We start from the raw sequence: 17,747 nt of genomic DNA, 5'->3' as shown, positions 1-17,747 counted from the left end.
CGCCCAGGGCCGGCTTCGGTCGCACGGGCGCGAAAACACCCTCGAGGAGAACGCCTTGTCCGGAAACCGTCAGAAGGCGCTGACCACCGCGGCCGGCGCACCCGTACCCGACAACCAGAACTCCCTGACCGCGGGCCCCCGGGGGCCGATGCTTCTCCAGGACGTCTGGTTCCTGGAGAAACTCGCGCACTTCGACCGCGAAGTCATTCCCGAACGCCGCATGCACGCCAAGGGGTCGGGTGCCTTCGGCACGTTCACCGTGACGCACGACATCACGCGGTACACACACGCGAAGATCTTCTCCGAGGTCGGCAAGAAGACCGAGATGTTCGCCCGCTTCTCCACCGTCGCGGGCGAGCGCGGCGCCGCCGACGCCGAGCGCGACATCCGCGGCTTCGCGCTGAAGTTCTACACGGAGGAGGGAAACTGGGACCTGGTCGGGAACAACACCCCGGTGTTCTTCTTCCGCGACCCGTTGAAGTTCCCCGACCTCAACCACGCGGTGAAGCGCGACCCGCGCACCAACCTGCGCGATGCCGAGAACAACTGGGACTTCTGGACCCGCCTCCCGGAAGCACTGCACCAGATCACGATCGTCATGTCGGACCGCGGCATCCCGGCCTCGTACCGTCACATGCACGGCTTCGGCTCGCACACCTACAGCCTCGTCAACGCCGAGGGGGAGCGGTTCTGGGTGAAGTTCCACCACCGCACCCAGCAGGGCGTCAGAAACCTGAGCGACGCCGAGGCGGAGGCGCTGATCGGCCGGGACCGCGAGTCCCACCAGCGCGATCTGTACGACGCGATCGAGAACGGCGACCACCCGAGGTGGAAGCTGTTCATCCAGGTCATGCCGGAAGCGGACGCCGACCACTACCGTTTCCACCCCTTCGACCTCACCAAGGTCTGGTCGAAGAAGGACTACCCCCTGATCGAGGTGGGCGAGTGGACGCTCGACCGCAATCCCGCCAACTACTTCGCCGACGTCGAGCAGGCGGCTTTCACCCCCGCCAACGTCGTACCGGGAATCGGTTTCTCCCCCGACCGGATGCTGCAGGGCCGGCTCTTCTCCTACGGCGACGCCCAGCGCTACCGCCTGGGCGTCAACCACCACCAGATTCCGGTCAACGCTCCCAGGAACGCCGTGCACTCCTACCACCGCGACGGCACCATGCGCGTCGACGGCAACCAGGGGCCCACTCCGGGCATCGAGCCCAACTCCTACGGCCACTGGCGGGAACAGCCTGCCTTCCGTGAGCCGCGCCAGGCCGTGGGCGCCTTCGCCGACCGGTTCGACTTCCGGGAGGACGACGATCAGTACTTCGAACAGCCCGGCGACCTCTTCCGGCTGATGAGCTCCGCGCAGCAGCAGGTCCTCTTCGAGAACACCGCGCGCGCCATCCGGGGGGCGTCCCGGGAGACCGTGGAACGCCACATCGCCAACTGCGCCCAAGCCGATCCGGCTTACGGTGAAGGGGTCCGCAGGGCCGTCGAGGCGACGCCGACCGTCGACGACCGAGGAATCCGGCCCTCCGGGCAGGTGTCCGAATGACCCGCTCATGATCGGCGAAAACAGCGGCGGCCTGACCGCCGAGCAGACGGACCGCGTCGTGAACATCGCCATGGACCTGGCCCGCGAGGGCAGAACCGACGAGCTGACGGAATTCGTACGGCACGGGCTGCCCGTGGACGTCATGGACGCGGGCGGCAACACACTCCTCATGCTCGCCTCGTACCACGGTCACGCCGACACGGTCCGAGCCCTGCTCGCCCTCGGCGCCGACCCTGACCTGCGCAACGCCCGCGACCAGTCCCCGCTCGCCGGAGCCCTGTTCAAGGGCGCGGACGAGGTGGCGGTGATACTGCGGGAAGCCGGTGCCGACCCGGACGCGGGCACCCCCACGGCGCGCGCAGCCGCCTCCCTGTTCGGGCGCCGCCATCTGCTTCCCGACCGCTCGTGAACGCGTCGGCACGCGTTGCGCCACTCGCTCCGGGCGGCCACGTTCTGGGGGACACGTCATGAAGCGATGAGCGGGGCCACCGCCCACGCCGTCTCACCCGTCGACACACGGCAGCACCGCGTTCCGCGCACCGGATCGGAAACACGTATCTTATGATCCTCGCTCATCGCGACGGCCGCGGTGCTGCCGCACACGTCAGCATGGACGCGCTGACAACATGACGCTCTGCCAGTACAGTTCGCGGTGCTCATCGAAGACTTCGGCGGCGGGAGCGCCTTGCCTCCCCGCACGGCCGCAGGCGCGGGGACCGCCCGGCAGGGCTGTTCGGCGGATGCCGTGAGGGGACCGTCGTGTGCCCCGCGTCGCGCCGCCCGCACTCCGCGCGTTCACCCCTGGAGACAAGAAGCATGACGACCCTGGACGAAGCCCCCCTGGAAGTCCTGGACGCCTACCGCACCTGCGAGTTCGCCACGCTCGGCCGGGACGGTACCCCCGCCGCGTGGCCCACCGCGGTACGGCGGCGAGAAGACGGCACGCTGCTGCTGACGACGTCCCTCGCCTTCGCGCAGAAGGCACTCAACGTGCGCCGTGACGGACGCGTCGCTCTGCTCTTCTCGGACCCCACGGGCAGCGGGCTCACCGACGCACCACAGATCCTGGTCAGCGGCCGGGCCGAGTGCCCCGAGGAGATCCGGACCGGGCCCGAAGGCGCGGAGGACTACTGGCGGATGCTCTTCGAACGGCAGCCGCACAGCCGGTCGTACGTCTCTGCCCCGGCGCGGTGGACCATGGACTGGTACTACCTCCGGCTGTTGATCACCGTGACCCCCGAGCGAGTGACCGTCAGGCCTCCTCTCGCCGTGCCCGACGGCCCGCGAATCCCGGCCCTGCCGAACACGCTGGCGGGCTCCGAGCAGCTCAACGCCTACGCCAGCGCCGTGCTGGGCGCCCGTGACGCCTCCGGCGCACCCGTCCTCGCCCGCACTCGGCCCACGCCGGGCGACGGCGGCTACCTGCTGGACGTACCCGTCGACTGCGCCGCGGTGCCGGGCCCGGCCTCCCTGCTCGTGCACCGGCACGACGACCGGATGAACCACATGCACAACGCACTCGTCAGAGGGCGGCTCGACGAGGCCGCCGACGGCCGTATGGTGCTCGTGCCGGAAAAGGTCGTGGAACCGATGGGTACCGGCCGCGCGAGCGACACACTGGGACTTCTGCGCCGTACCAAGCGGGCCACCGGCCGCTACCTGGAACGGCGCGGTCTGCCCAGGCCGAAGGTGCGCTGGGACGAATTCCGTGAACTGGCCGCCCGCCGGCCTCAAGGCATCTGATCGGGGGATCCGAGGAACGCCGCCCGACCGACGTACCCCGGCCGTCGGACAGGTGCCGGCCGGGAAACACATGCCACCTCGCCGGAAACGGAAAACAGGAAACATGTCACATTCGGTCTACACTCACACGTATGACCAATCGTGAACATGTCGCCCAGGCCGCCGAGGCCTTCCAGGAGGCCACGGAGGCGCTCGCCGGAGTCCTCCCGAACGGCTTCCACCAGCGGTCCGGTGCCGCCCTGCTGGCGGTCACCGGATCGTTGATACCCGCGCTCAACGTGATCATGAGCGTCGCCGACACGCCGGACACCGCCGACATCGGCCTGCTGTGCGCGAAGGCCGGGCCTCACGTCCAGGAGCTTCCCTGGAGCATCCGGGTCAGGGGCGACGCGGGCACGGAACTCGTCGGCCTCGCCGGCTCCCACGGGCTCACCACCCTCACCCACCAGCCCTTCATGCTGCTCCCGTTGGAAGACGAACGGGAGGTGTGGTCGTCCGGCACGGAGCCCTCGACCGTGCGTCCGCTGCGGGACGACGAGCACGAGATCTTCGCCACCGTCCTCGGCACCGCCTTCGGAGCGCCGGCCTTCGTCATCACGAGCCTGTACACGCCGCACGTCCTCGGCCAGCCCTTCGTCAGGGCGTACGTGGCCGAAGTGGACGGTGTGGCCGCGGCGGCGGGGCTCGCCATCCTCACCGAGCGCCACGTGGGACTCGCCAACATCGGCACTCTGCCCGAGTACCGGGGACGTGGCCTGGGGCGGGCGGTCACCGAGGCGATACTGCGCGACGGCCGGGCGGCCGGCGCACGCACGGCGTATCTGCACTCCGGCGACGAGTCGGTGCCGCTCTTCGAGCGGGCCGGATTCCGCACCGAGGAGTCGTGGACCCTCCTCACGGCCTGACGCCGGCCGTACCGGCTCACGCCCCGTCGTGCCATAACCGTCCCGGTGGGGTCCCGCGGGGCAAGGAGACGTCGGTCTCCGCGGCTGCGGGGGGCCGCCCCACCGCCGCGGAGACCGACGGCGGAATCAGTCCTCCCAGTGGTGGACCGCCGCGGTCGCGGTGACGGCGTCGGCGTAGACGAGCGCCACGCGGTGGTTGTACTGGATGGTGTACATCGTGCGCGCACCGATGACGACGGCTCCGCTGGAGGGGAAGTAGTCGTCGGTGGCGACGGGATCGGTGGTGGCCACGTAGGCCTGGCCGACGGGGACGGAGTACATGGACAGCGGTGCCTGCGTCGAAGCGCCGAGGCCCGCCGGGTACTCGGCCTTGTCCGGGTAGCTCGATCCGTAGAGCGGGACGGCGGTGGCGCCCGCGGGCCGGATGATCTTCACTCCGGTGACGTTCCTCGTGTTGGCGCCACCGGGGTTGTGGAACCACACCTCGGAGCCGCTGAACCAGATCGCGGTCCAGTCGCCCTGCACGTCCGCGACGACGAACTGCTGTCCGGCCTGGGCCGTGCTGCCCCAGTCGTTGATCCGGTCGGTGCCGGGAGCGACGCCGTGGATCGCCTGGTCTCCGAAGAGCGGGGCGGTATCGCCCGGGGCGGTGCGCAGGTAGACGAAGTTCGCCTGATGCTGCTCCGACGTGCAGGAGGTCGTCTGCCCGGTCGGGTCGTCGGAGGGACAGACCTGGATCGTCTGGACGTTCTCGGCGAAGGGCGGGTGGATCGTGACGACCGAACCCTTCTCCGGAACGCCGGGGGCGCCCGCGCCGACCCCGAGCAGCTCCATGAGGTGGTTCAGGTCGTAGAAGGGGCCCAGGTCCCAGTGCATCCCGGCCGTCAGCGCGGAGTTCGGTCCGGCAACGTTGTCATGGCCGATGATGTGCTGCCGGTCCAGCGGGATGCCGAACCGGGCCGCCAGGTACCTGATCAGATCCGCGGTGGCCTCGTACTGCGCCTCGGTGTACCAGGTCGCGCCGTGCGCGGCGTAGCCCTCGTGCTCGATCCCTATCGAGTGGAGGTTGGTCGAGTAGTTGCCCGCGTGGAAGGCGATGTCCTTGGTGGGCACCATCTGGGTGACGGCGCCGTCGGAGGACATCACGTAGTGGGTCGAGGTCCCGTTGGCGGGGTTGGCCAGGCCCGCCACGCCGGCGTCGTAGGTGGACTCCAGGTCGTGGAGGACGATGGTGTCGATCCTGATGCCGTTGGCGGGCCGATTCGACACCTGGCCGCCGACGGACGAGCCCGCGACGAACGTGCAGCGCACGGCGGGCGGGCACTCGGTGTCCGCGGTGGACGCCGACGCCTTCAGCTCCAAGTCGTCGGCCTGCGACCGCGCGGGGTCGACCGAGGGGTTCGGCGACAGCCGGATCCGCTGGCCGTCCACCGTCACGGTGGAGGCACCGTCGCGGACGGTCCCGAAGACGCGGTCGGCGAAGCTCAGCGCCCCCTGCTTCTGCTCCGACTGGCTGTAGCGGGCTACGGCCCCGTACCACCGGGAGGCATCGGCGGGCGTCTCGCCCACCAGATCCTTCTCGTACGAGGCGAGCAGCGCCGCACCACCGCGGATGTTCGCGCGCTCGTCCTCGCGCAGGTCTCGCGCGGAGATGCCGGTCAGCTTCGCCGCCGCCCGCAGGGTGTGCCGGGCGGGGTCGGCTGCGAGGGCCGCCACGTCGGAACGGCCCGCCGCGCCCGCGTCACCTCCGGCCAGCATGGCGGGGGTGACGTCCGTGAGGTTCATGACCCCGTAGCCGCCGTCGGTGCTGACCTGCGCACCGTGCGACTCCCAGCGGGACTCCTGGTAGGCGAGGGCGAGCAGGACGCTCGGCGGGACGTGGTACTCCGCCGCGGCGGACAGGAGCGTCTGCTGACGGCTCGTGGTGGTGCTGCCCGGCACGGCATGGGGGGTGTCGGCGAACGCCGTGGCGGGGGAGGTGAACAGGCCGCACGCGGCCAGCACACCTGCGGCGACCGCGGCGGACAGGCCGGCTGCCCTCTTTCTCTGGTGCAAGTCGAGATCCTTACGATGTGAGGGGACATGTGCCGAAAGCGTCCTCGTCATGGGACCAACTCCCTCGGAGGTGACCGCTCGTGCGCGCATGACTATAGGCGAGAACACCGGCTCCTGAAACGGCACTTCCGCCGGACCGGCCCCGTCTCCCACCTCACACTCGACACCCACCGTGGGCGCTGAAGAGGAGCGTCCGGGTGTCTGTCGCTGTGACGGCTATGCGTCGTACACCTCCACTCTCAGGTCCTCGGGCCGAAGCACGTTCAGGCTGAGCAGATAGGCCCTGGTGCGGGGGTGTATCGGCTCGCGTCCCCCACGGACGTTGCGTACCCATGTGCCGAGGTGAAGCGGAAGCATCTCTCCGGAGGCGGACGTGATCCCGCGGGCTCCACGGTTCGTCCGTACGTACTCTCCGGCGCCCAGCGCCATCATCCGCTCACTCATGGCAACCTCGTTCAACGACTCGGCGGGCGGCAGCACCGGTTGGGGTGCGGGCGGTTGCTCCTCATGGTGTCGTACTCGTGCCAGGTGCTGGGGTTGGATGACGCCTCTCTGCTGCAGGTAATGACTCGTTGCCTGATGGATCGTTATGGTCCCCATGCGGACGCGGTTGACCCAGGAGCCGAGATGCATGGGCGCGTCCCTCCCGGCGTTCCGCGTGATGCCCGCGGCGCCTCGCCGTTCGACGACGTAGGCGTTCGCGGCCAGCGCCATGGCCCGCTCCTGCGGCGGCACGCCGTGCAGCGGATCGTTCTGGTGCGGTGTCCGGACGGGCGGCGGCTGCCGGTGCGGTGCCTGCGGGGGCGGCGGCTGCCGGTGCGGTGCCAGCGGGGGCGGTGCCTGCCTGTGCGGTGCCAGCGGGGGCGGCGGCTGCACGAACCGTTCGCGCGGCGGAGGCGGCTGCACGAACCCTTCTCGCGGCGGAGGCGGCTGCACGAACCGTTCCCGCGGCGGAGGCATGGCCGGTCTCCCCGCGGGCGGCGCTGCCGCGACGCGGTGCGTTTGCGGCGGACCGAGCGGTTCCACGACCCCGAGACGCTCCAGGTAATCCCTCGTCCCGGGAGCGATCTGCTCTCTGCCCTTGCGAACCCGACCGGCCCACGGGCCCAGAGGTTCGGGCAGATGACCAGGTCCGAGGGACGTGAACAGACCGCGCACTCCGCGGTGCTCCGCCACGAACGCGCCTGCGGCAAGAGCCATGGTCCGTTCGGCGGGCGGCACGCCATCGAGCAACCGTGCGGACGGCAGTTCCACGGGCGGGGGGGTCGGCACCCGCTGCGGCTCCCGCGGGGGGCGCGGAGGACGCGGCTCCCGCGGAGGGCGCGGGACCGGTGCGACGCGCTTCTGGCGTACGCGCGCAGGCGGGTCCGTCGGCTGCTGCGGTGCCGGTTCGGCGTGCGCGTTCCGGCCGTGATAGCGCTGGTGCAGGTGAAGCAGGTCCCCTTCGTGCACGACGAAGCCGTGGGTGGCGTGAATGTGGCGCAGGACGTCGCCGATGGTGGGTTCGGCGCCGCTCCGACTGGACAAGGCCTCGAAGAGGGCTGCTTCCTGCTCGTGGTTGAGGTTGTGGACGCCGTGGCGTGCGAACCCGAACCGGTGGTCGGTCGGTTGTCCGGACCACGGATGCTGCGCCCACGGCCCCAGAGCGAGCAAGGATTGCTGCAGTCGCGAGTCCACGTCGATCACGCTCGGTGCCCTGACGGCTCCGGCGGCGAACGGGGCGTCCCGCTGGTGGGCGAGTACGGTCGTGGCGGCCCCCGGGAGCGCGAGTCCCACCGGCTCGGGAGTACTGCTGTCGACACGCATGTCCTCGGACTCCGGGGTGAAGAGCGCGCGGTACGAGGACGGCGCCACGGACGGGGTACGTTGCGGCGCCGGCTCCTGAGCAGGCGCCGTTGTGTTCCGTGGCAGTACCGCGGCCCAGTGCTGGAAGCCGGGTCCGGGATTGAACCTGACCATGGAAACCGATTCCTCCCCCTCTCCGAACTGTTGCCAGTCCTCAGGGTCGATACCGGGCTCGAACGGGAGGAACTCGATCGTCACGCCGTAGACCTCCGCCAGCAGATAGGGAAAGACGTCACCGTGCTCGTCGTTCCACCGGCCCGGAGTGGCCATGGCGGCGATCAGATCGCTCCGCTCGTCCAGTGACTGCAGGCCCAGATCGTGCCAGATGGTGCTCTGCGGTTCACTCAGCATCTCGCGCAGTCGGTTCGCCACGTCTTCCCGCATCCGGGCTGCCGACCACAGTCGCTGTGTCTCGTCCCGCATGTCCCGCGCGACGATGAACGCGTTGAACAGGCAGTCGCCGTCTCCGTCGACGTTCACCAGGCGGCCCCCGATGGAAGCGACGGCCGCAGCCGCCTCCTGGATACCGGGAGTCACCGCCTCCGCGGATACGCCGAGGCCGTTCCCCGGAGCCCAGGACCATCCGGTGTCCGCGTGTGTCGCGGAGCCTCCCGCGACGGGCTGTTCCCCGCCGCGCCCCCCGCCGAACAGACCGGGCCCGGCGGGCAGGCGCTCGGCGTAACCGGCCGCCAGCCGCTTGGCGCGGTTCATGTCGTCGGCCGCGATGGCGTCGGCCACCTGGGCGACGATCTCCTCGTTGGCCGCCCGCTGTGCTCGAACCCTCGCCGCTGCCTCCGGGGGCGCGTCCGGTCCGACCGAGAACACCGGCCGCAGGTGGGCACCGGCCTCGGTCAACAGGGTGACGGCCCGCTGCTGACTGTCGCTCAGCGACCCGGTCCCGCTCTCATCGTGTTGCCGCCGCGTGTCCTCCCCAGCCGCCCGCTCTTTGCCCTTGCCATGCTTTACCTGCTCAGCCGGGGTCGTTCTGCGCACATGCTCGGCCGGCGCCGCCGGTGACTGACGAGAAGTCGAGGGAAGAAGGGTGCGCACCTCCGCGGCCAGGGTCTGGTCGAGATGTGGCCGGGTCAGCAGGAGGTTTGCCTGGTCCACGGGCGACAGACCGGCCTCGCGGACGGACACCGGCGCATCCGGCGCGAGATCCCACATCGCGTCGAGGCTGGTGTCGTACGAAACGCCGGCCAACGCCTCCCGAGTGACGAGCACGTCCATGAAGCCGGAAGCCATGAGTCGCGCCGCCAGTTCCGGTGGAACAGCCCCAGCGGATCTGGGCGGAGTCGCAACACGCACGTTGTCCCCGGAGCGCGTCTCCTTCCCCCTCTCCGTAGGGCCGCGGCTCTCGTCCGGGAGGGGCGCCGGCGGGTTCTTGCGGGAGTGATCCGGCTCGAACGATGGCCGACGATCGTCCGGAAGGACGGTCACAACCGGCTCGTACGGGTTGAGCCCCGGCCCGGTGCTGATGGAGCTCCGCCGGGCCGTCACGTCACTCGACGCACCGGCCTCGCCGGTTCGGGTGCCGTTCTCCGCCGCGGGCGCGCCCCCTGGCACCCTGGGAACGCGGAACGGCCCGGGACCGCCGCCTACGGTCCGGAGATGGCGGACGGCCAGGTCAAGGGCCCTGTCGGGGTCGTGCTGGTGCTGCGCCAGAATGAGCATGACCTCAACCAGCGCCGCATGAACCGCAGGCTCAGTGTCGGCAAGCCCTCCGTCGAGGCTGATCGGCGTGTCGAAGGCTGCCCGCGTGAGGCCGGAGGCTTGCAGGGCCAACTGCCGGTAGGTGTGGTCTCCGAGTTCCGCGCGCATCAGGTCCAGCAGCGCCTCGGCGTCTTCGACCGACCAGGGCCGGTTCTCGCCGAGGGGCCTGGTGAGAACCGACTCTCCGGCAGGGGGTTCCGTCGCCCGGCCCTTGCCCTTGTCAGGGGTCGTCGAGACGACGCCGTCGGAGGCGGGCCCGTCACCGACGGATCGGCCGGACGGCGGGGTACCGACGCCCGGCCCGGCCGCGGTGGCATCGCGGGCTCCGGTCGTCCGGTCCGCGGTCGCCCGGTCCTCGGTCCGGGCGACCGCGGTAGGTCCGTCGGAGCTGTCCGGGCGTGTGCCGGAAGGCAGCGCCGCCTCGGTGACACCCGCCTTCCTCGTCGGATCCGTTAGTTCCGCGGCGGCCTCGCGCACCGGCCCCGAGGACTCGTGCGGCAGCGAGGCACTCGGCTTCATGGCGCGGATTCCGGCGTCGCGGACCGTCTCCCGAACCTCCGCGGGCGTCTGCTCCCTGGAATCGCTGCCCCGGCTGTCGCCGGCGAAGACGGTCGACAGACGATCGGAGTGCTGGGCCGGTTGAGCGGTGCCCGCATCCGGGCCGCCGTGGGGGGACGATCCCCGGGCCGCACCCGTGCTGGTGGTGATGCGGGGCGACACGGCGGGGGGTGTCCGACCGGCGGGGTCCCGCTGCGGGGCGGCGGTGCGTTCGCCGGACCGGCCCGCCGCGGACGTGACCGTTCCGCCCGGGCCCGGGCCGGCCTGGGCGGAAGCCGGTGTCGCGGCCGTGGTCGGGAGCTGCTGGTGTCCGGTGGCGAGCAACCCCGTCGTGCGGAGGGTGTTGTCGTGCTGGAGTAGCGGGCTGTCGAGGGTGACCGGCCTGCCGAAAGCGGGGGTGTCGAAGGAGAGGCTGTCGTAGGAGGGGCTGTCGTAGGAGGGGCTGTCGAAGGAGAGGCTGTCGTAGGAGGGGCTGTCGTAGGAGGGTGGGAAGACGGTGTTCTGCGTGCCGGTGGTGTACGTGGGCGGTGGTGTGCGGATGCCGCCGTCGGTGCCGGCAAGAGTGGTCTCGCCGGCCGCGGGATACGGGGTGTACAGGGGCGGAACCGTGGTGAAGTCAGCGGGCCGGGCGGTATTCAACAGGGCGGGCAGCGACAGCCCGGGGAGCTTGAAGCCCGAACCGAGGGTGTGCTTGAAGGTCGCGTGCACACCGGCCAGGACAGGGTGCTTGGCTCGGCCGATCAGCTCACCACCCACGGCACCGGCGGCGGTCCCGAACGTCGTGGTGAACCTGCCGGTCTCGATCTGGTTGACGATACCTTCGGACAGGTTCTGTCCCCCCACGCTGAAAACGGTGTCGATCCCGAAACGCGGCATGCGTTCCTTCCACCCCCGCGGCATCGCCGCGGCCACGCCGTCCGACAGAGCCGAACGCAGCGGCCGGTATTTCTCCCCGAGCGACTCCAGCGGACCGAGCGCGTCGCGCAACGCACGCGCCAAACCCCTGGGACCGGTCCGGGAAAGGAACGCCGAAGCGTAGTCGGTACCCATCCGACGCGCGGTGTCCGGCCCGAGACGGGAAGCGAAAGCACTCTCGAACCGGTCACCCACCGCGTCCACGAAGGCCCGCCCTGCCTCCCGCCCCGCCCCTCCATGGAGAAGACCGACACGCATCGGCACGGTCAGCTCGGCCAGCGCCCCACCGAACCAACTGCCCAGATCCGCCAGGTCCCTGTCCCAGGGCGCCAGAACACCGGTTTCCTTCCCACCGCCCCCGACAGCGCTCTTCCCGCCGGCCGCCCCGCCCCCGCCACCACCAGCCACGTCGACAGCGTCGTTCCTGACGGGCGCGACCGCCCCCGGACCACGCAGCGCATCATCGACCGCCTCCCTGATCGACTTCGTCGCCGCCGGCATGTAGGCCCTCGACACCAGCTTCTTCAACGGCCCCGTCACCAAGGGCAACGCGCCCCCGACCGCCCCCTGCACCGCACCCGAGAGCACCGAACTACGACGGTACTGATCCCCGAACGCGGTGTGTTCACCTCGCGCCGCCAGAATCCACCGCGCCAACCCGTCCAGCGCCGACATCAACGCCACGTTGGTCACCACGCTCATCGCCGCGTGCGTGAGGAACTTCCGCAGCGTGCTCCCGAACAAGAACTCGAAGATGTCCAGCAGGATGCCCTGCTCGATCGCCGCCCCGATCGGGTTCCACTCCCACATGATCAGCGTGATCGCCCACTCCACCAGGAACGCCAGCACCTGAAGAACGATCATCAAGTTCGTGTAGTCCAGCTGGTACGCGAACTCCCCCGCACCCTCCGCGATCTGCGCGGCCGTATCCCGCAACCCCGAAACGTAATCCGCGCCCTCCCCCGACATGAACGACCGCATCGCGTCCACGTACGCCTGCGACCACTCACCCGACGCCCCCCGCGCCGTCCCTTTCGCCACCTCGGCTGCCAACGACTCGAAGTCGCCCAGGAAGCCGACCAGTTCCAGATGCGGCTCCTGCACCTCACTCCGCACACGTTGCGACGAACCCAACGGAACACTCATACCCGACACGAAAACGACAATCGGGTTGTACCAAGGCTCCTCAGTCACGACATCCCCACAGATACACGCCAGTCATCCATCGATCGCCGACAGACGCCGTCTCCCAGCTCTCCCCATCGCTCCCGCACGATGTGCTCCGCCCTGCACCGGGGGACGGCCAGGGCGGCCAGGGCGGCCAGGGCGGCCAGGGCGGCCAGGGCGGCCAGGGCGGCCAGGGCGGCCAGGGCGAGCATCCCCGGTCACGGCTTCCCGTGCTGCGGGACGCACTACGGCGTCAGGTGCAGACCTGATCCCTCATCCGGGCCGGCCGGCCAGCGCCTCCCCCGGCAGGTCTCCGGGGAGCAGCGTGACGAGCGCCTCCAGGTCGGGGGCGGCCAGCGTGGCCAGCCGGCCTGCCTGACGGGTCATCATGCTCTCCAGCAGCTGACGGGCAAGGCGCGCGTTGCCGAAGGAGCGGGTCCGGGGCACGCCGTCGAGGTGGACGCGCAGCGCCTCGACAGTGGCCGGGGCGCACACGTATCCGACCGTCGTCGCCTGCTCCTCCATGATCGCCAGCAGCTCCTCGGTGGAGTAGTCCTCGAAGGTGACGTGCCGGGAGAAACGTGAGGCCAGCCCCGGGTTGGAGGCGAGGAAACGGTCCATCTCCGCGGGGTAGCCGGCGACGATCACCGCGACCTCGTCGCGGCGGTCCTCCATCAGCTTCAGCAACGTGTCCACGGCCTCCCGGCCGAAGTCCTGCGTCGAGCCCTCGGGGGTGAGGGTGTACGCCTCGTCGATGAACAGGACACCGCCGAGCGCCTCCTCGAACTTCTCGGTGGTGAGCTGCGCGGTGTGGCCGATGTAGCGGCCCACCAGGTCGGCCCGGCCGACCTCGACCAGCTGTCCCCGGGACAGCACCCCGAAGGATTTGAGCAGGTCGGCGTAGAGACGTGCCACGGTGGTCTTGCCGGTGCCGGGCGGCCCGGAGAACACCGCGTGGTGGCTGACCGCGGGTGTCGGCAGTCCCAGCGCGGCCCGCTGCCGGTAGGCGCTGAGCAGGTCGGAGATACCGCCGACCTCCCTTTTGACCGCGGACAGACCAGTCATGGCACGCAGCCGGGTCAGTACGTCGGACTCGCCGGGTTCCTTCTTCCCGTCCGTATGCACCTCCGCGGCGACGTCGGCACCGACGTCCTCGGGCAGCATCAGCATCAGGTCCGCCTCGCTGGCCTCGGGCAGGGTGGCCAGTCGCAGCGACTGCCGGTCGACCATCTCCTCGAAGACGCCACGCGCGGCGCGGCCGTTGCCGAACGTGGCGTCGCGGCGCATGCCGGTGAATCGCAGCGCGAGGGCCTCTTTGGTGAGCGGGTCGAGGACGTATCGGTGGCCGTTACACATGGACTCGGTGATGGTGACCAGTTCGTCGACCGAGTAGTTCTCGAAATCGATGGTGCGGGTGAAGCGGGAGGAGAGGCCCGGGTTGGCGGCGAGGAATCCCTCCATCTCCTTGGGGTAGCCGGCGACGATCACGACCGTGTCGTCACGGTGGTCCTCGATCAGCTTCACCAAGGTGTCGATGGCCTCCTGGCCGAAGTCCGCGCCGGAGCCCTTGCCGCCGGAGGTCAGGGTGTAAGCCTCGTCGATGAACAGGACACCGCCCAGCGCTTGTTCGAAGACCTCGGTGGTCTTGATGGCGGTGCCGCCGATCACCTGGGCGACCAGGTCGGCGCGGGCCACCTCGACGATGTGGCCCGAGGACAGCATGTCGAGGCTCGCCAGGATGCCGCCGTACAGGCGGGCCACGGTGGTCTTGCCGGTGCCGGGCGGGCCCGCGAAGACCAGGTGCCGACTCATCGGCGGGGCCGGGATGCCCAGCTGAGCCCGCCGCTGCGCGAGTTTGCCCAGGCTGACGAGCATGTTGACCTGGTCCTTGACGCCCGCGAGTCCGACCAGTTGGTTGAGTTCGGCGACGAGGGCGTTCTCCGGGGACTTGCCGTCCTGGCCGCCCTCACCGGTGGTGGCCGGGTCGGGGGCGACCGGATCGGCAGCCGGGTCGGTCCCCTCGTCGGGGGACTTGTTGTCGACGCTGGTGAGTCCGGAGAGCGTGAACTCGGCCCGGGACGGGGCCCGCTTGAGCCCGGAGCCGCGATTGGACCGTACGGTACAGTCGGTGATCTCCAGGGCACGGTCGGTGTCGATGCGGATGCCGTCCCCGGCGTTCCCACTGAACTCGCACGTCTTCAGCGAGGCCTGGCCGCCCATGCCGATCAAGGCTCCGTGACCACCACTGCCCAGTACCCGGGAACGGATGAGAGTGAGCCCGCCGCCCTCCTCGACCGCTGCTCCGGACGCGGAGCAGCCCGAGATGTCGCAGTCCCGCAGCGTGGCCCGCCCCCCGTTGCCGACGCAGACGCCGGACTTTCCGGCGCCGCGCAGGGACGAGGTCCCGAAGTGCGGGTTGCCGCCCCCTTCGACGCGCAGGGCGTGGCCCGCACAGTCGCCCACCTCGCAGTCCTCGAACCGGCCGCGGGCGTCGTTGGCGACCAGGATGCCCGCTCCATGCGCCTGCGTGATCCGGGCCCGGCGCAGTAGCGGGTTGGCCCCGGCGGTGACCAGAACGCCGTGCCCGCCGGCTCGGGCCACGTCCAACTGGTCGAACTCGGCCGCGCACTCCCCTTCCAGCACCACGCCGACGCCCTTGCTGTTCGTCACCCGGGTCCCGCTGAGCGAGGGGGAACTGGTGTCGTCGACGTGCACCGCAGCCTCCTCGGCTCCGTCGAACGCGCAGTTGGCGAAGTAGCCGCGTGAACGGCCGGTGACGTACAGGCCGCTGCCCCGGGTGCCGGAGGTCTCGCAGGAGGACAGTTGGGGGTCGGAGCGCTCCGCGACCACGAAGCCGTGGCCGCGGGTGTTGAGGATGCGTACGTGAGAGAGCTCGGTGCGGGCGGAACTGGCCAGGTGGGCGCCGGTCGAGCAGTCACGCAACGTGGTGCGCACCACCCGCAGCGACGTGCTGCCCTCCAGGGCGAGGCCAGGTTTCTCGACGGCGGTGATCTCGCAGTCCTCGACCACGCCCCGCGACTCGCCGTTGGCCAGCACGCCGTTGCCGCGTGCGTCGCGGATGCGGCAGTTGCGGACGTCGGCGTGGCCACGCTCGCTGATCACCACGCCGGAGGTACCCAGATTCTCGATCAGGCAGTCCTCGATGACGCTGCCTGTGGTGCCGGCCTCGACCACGCCCGCCCCGACCGGGTTGGTGATGCGGCACGACCGCAGCGCGAGGGAGCCGCTGCCCCGGCTGAGCAGGGCGGTCCAGCCTGCCCCGAGGATCTCGCAGCCGTCCATGGCGACCTGGCCGCGCACCGCGTCGACCACCGGCAACTCGCCCTCGCCGCCCCGCAGGAGCAGGTCGGTCAGCATGACGGCGTCGGCGGCGAGCGTCACGGCCGCGCCCTTGTCCGGGGCGATCTCGACACTGCCCCGCGGTCCTTCGGCGACGATCGTCACCCTGCTCTCGACCACCAGGGTTTCCCGGTAGCTGCCCGGCCGGACGCTGATGACGGCTCCCGGCCGGGCGATGCGCAGCGCCGCGCCGATCGTGCTGTGGTCGCACCCGTTGTCCGGGCCGACGGTGATCACATGGCGGGCCACGCCTGCTCCTTCGTGTTTCGAGGTGGGCTCAGTGCTGGGTGCCGGCGGCCCAGAGGGCCTGGTCGTCGGCGCTGAGGATGGTGACGTCGCCGTCGCTCTGGATGACCAGCTCGGCGCCGGTGTGTCCGCCGGTGTGCGACGACCACAAGGTCTGCTGGTACGCCGAGCGAATGACGAGTTCGCCGTCCGCCTTGAACGTGGCGGCGTTGTTCTCGCCGGTGGTGCCGGACGACCAGCGGACTGTGCCGTCCTCGTCGGTGATGACGAGGTCGCCGTCGGCCCGCATGGTGAGGCTCATCCGGTCGGAGGAGACGGACTCGCCCGCGCGGACGGTGAAAGTGGTGGCGAAGGTCTTGGTGTCCCACTGGGGGGCGGCCGTCTCCTGCGGGGCGGCATCCGCCGTCGTGTCGCCCACCGGGTCCGCCGTCGTATCACCCACCGGGTCCGCCGTCGTGTCACCCACCGGGTCCGCCGTCGTATCGCCCACCGGGTCCGCCGTCGTGTCGCCCACCGTCTCGGCGATGCGGGCGGAGGCAGGGGCGGCGTCGGTGGTGGCGTCGGCGGCGGTGTCGTCGGTGGTGGTGGCGTCGGTGGTGGCGGCGGCGGTTTCGGCGTCGGCGCCCGACGTCACGGTGGTTTCCGGGTTGGCCGTGGCGGCCGACGGGGCCGCGCTGCGGGCCGCCACCGTGGTGCCTGCGGACGCGGTCGCCGGCTTGTCGTCGGCCTTGTCCGTGGTCTTGACGGACGTCTTGGCCGGCGTCGCGTCCGTGTTCTTGTCGCCGTCCTCGACGGCACCCGCCTCGGAGTGGGTCCTCGCCTCCGTGGCCTTCGTGGATCCACCGTCCGGCGTGCCGGCTGCCGCCGTGCCCCCGGCGGCGATCACCGGTCGCCCACCCGTGTCGGCGACGGGCGTGGGCGTAGGCGTGGGCGTGGGCGTGCCGGAGTCTTCGGCCGCCAGCACGCCGGGCACGACCGGCGTTTCCGCGGCGGTGCCTCCCGCCGCGGAAGCGCTCGTGCCGTGCCAGTCCCCGGCTCCCGGGTCCAGCAGGTTGTCGGCGGTCGTAGCCTCGCCCGGAGCCGGTATCGAGACCAGGCCGCCGTAGCCGTCCGTGTGCCCGCCGGCGTTTCCGCCGGACTCCACGGCGATCGGGTCCGCCTTGCCCATGCCTTCGTAGGTCGTGGAGCGGTCCTGGGAGTGGGAGGTCATGAACGGGGTGGAGGCAACCACCGCACCCGCGACCGCGGCGGCGACCAGGAACGGCCGCTCGGCGACCTTCGCCCCCATCCGGCCGACCGGACGGCGGTGCGATACGGCCGCCGGGTCGCTGCCCGCGGAGGCCGACGACTCCGGGCCGGCCTCGTTCGTACCGCGCGGACGCCAGGTGGCCGGGTCTCCCTCCGGCTCCTTCTCCTCCGTACGCGCCGCGGCCAGCACCGAGGTGAGCGAGCGCATCGTGGCGTCGTCCCGCCCGGCTTCCAGGGAGTCGGCGGGAGCCAGGGGGCTCATGCTGGCCCCGTCCGGCATGGGCAGGGCAGCCGCGCGGCGCACGCGCCGGGCGGCGGGAGCGGACCTGCCGACCGTCGCGGTCGGCTCGGTCTGGGTCCTGGGCGTTCTGGGGGGCATGGCGCTCCTCGTGGCGGGACGCTGGATGGTGCGGGCGGGACGGACCGGCGGCCGTCCGAGC

At 70.9% G+C, this 17,747-nt stretch carries 8 protein-coding genes; 4 read left to right on the top strand and 4 right to left on the bottom strand.

Annotated elements, in window-relative coordinates; all coding sequences use genetic code 11:
• Nucleotides 1–55 precede the first annotated feature (55 nt).
• From ACFWEE_RS13590 to ACFWEE_RS13575, 4 genes are all read left to right on the top strand, one after another.
• The gene (locus ACFWEE_RS13590; protein WP_386888816.1) at nt 56–1,552 is read left to right on the top strand and encodes a catalase; all 1,497 of its coding nucleotides are present in this window, start codon (nt 56–58) and stop codon (nt 1,550–1,552) included.
• Between the two features lie 7 nt (nt 1,553–1,559).
• Nucleotides 1,560–1,961: an ankyrin repeat domain-containing protein gene (locus ACFWEE_RS13585; protein ID WP_386888814.1), complete on the top strand. Its 402-nt coding sequence runs from the start codon at nt 1,560–1,562 to the stop codon at nt 1,959–1,961.
• Between the two features lie 407 nt (nt 1,962–2,368).
• Nucleotides 2,369–3,295: a pyridoxamine 5'-phosphate oxidase family protein gene (locus tag ACFWEE_RS13580; protein ID WP_386888812.1), complete on the top strand. Its 927-nt coding sequence runs from the start codon at nt 2,369–2,371 to the stop codon at nt 3,293–3,295.
• Nucleotides 3,296–3,426: 131 nt separating this feature from the next.
• Nucleotides 3,427–4,200, top strand: coding sequence for a GNAT family N-acetyltransferase (locus ACFWEE_RS13575; protein WP_386888810.1), 774 nt, complete (start codon nt 3,427–3,429; stop codon nt 4,198–4,200).
• A gap of 126 nt (nt 4,201–4,326) precedes the next feature.
• Here the strand turns inward: ACFWEE_RS13575 and ACFWEE_RS13570 are convergent, their stop codons facing one another.
• The 4 genes from ACFWEE_RS13570 to ACFWEE_RS13555 all read right to left on the bottom strand — a co-directional run bounded on the left by ACFWEE_RS13570 (nt 4,327) and on the right by ACFWEE_RS13555 (nt 17,686).
• Entirely contained in the window at nt 4,327–6,306 is a 1,980-nt protein-coding gene (locus ACFWEE_RS13570) for an N-acetylmuramoyl-L-alanine amidase (protein WP_386888808.1), read from the bottom strand.
• 165 nt (nt 6,307–6,471) lie between these two features.
• Nucleotides 6,472–12,390, bottom strand: a complete 5,919-nt coding sequence (locus ACFWEE_RS13565) for a hypothetical protein (protein ID WP_386888806.1) — start codon at nt 12,388–12,390, stop codon at nt 6,472–6,474.
• Between the two features lie 336 nt (nt 12,391–12,726).
• Complete coding sequence (locus ACFWEE_RS13560; protein WP_386888805.1) at nt 12,727–16,062, bottom strand: right-handed parallel beta-helix repeat-containing protein; 3,336 nt, start codon at nt 16,060–16,062, stop codon at nt 12,727–12,729.
• 28 nt (nt 16,063–16,090) lie between these two features.
• The gene (locus ACFWEE_RS13555; RefSeq protein ID WP_386888803.1) at nt 16,091–17,686 is read right to left on the bottom strand and encodes a hypothetical protein; all 1,596 of its coding nucleotides are present in this window, start codon (nt 17,684–17,686) and stop codon (nt 16,091–16,093) included.
• Nucleotides 17,687–17,747 lie beyond the last annotated feature (61 nt).

The sequence above is a fragment of the Streptomyces sp. NPDC060184 genome, from assembly GCF_042728795.1.
In the GTDB taxonomy this organism is placed as follows: Bacteria; Actinomycetota; Actinomycetes; order Streptomycetales; family Streptomycetaceae; genus Streptomyces.
The sequence above is the reverse complement of the archived record's forward strand: the minus strand, read 5'-3'. Positions and strand labels throughout refer to the sequence as shown.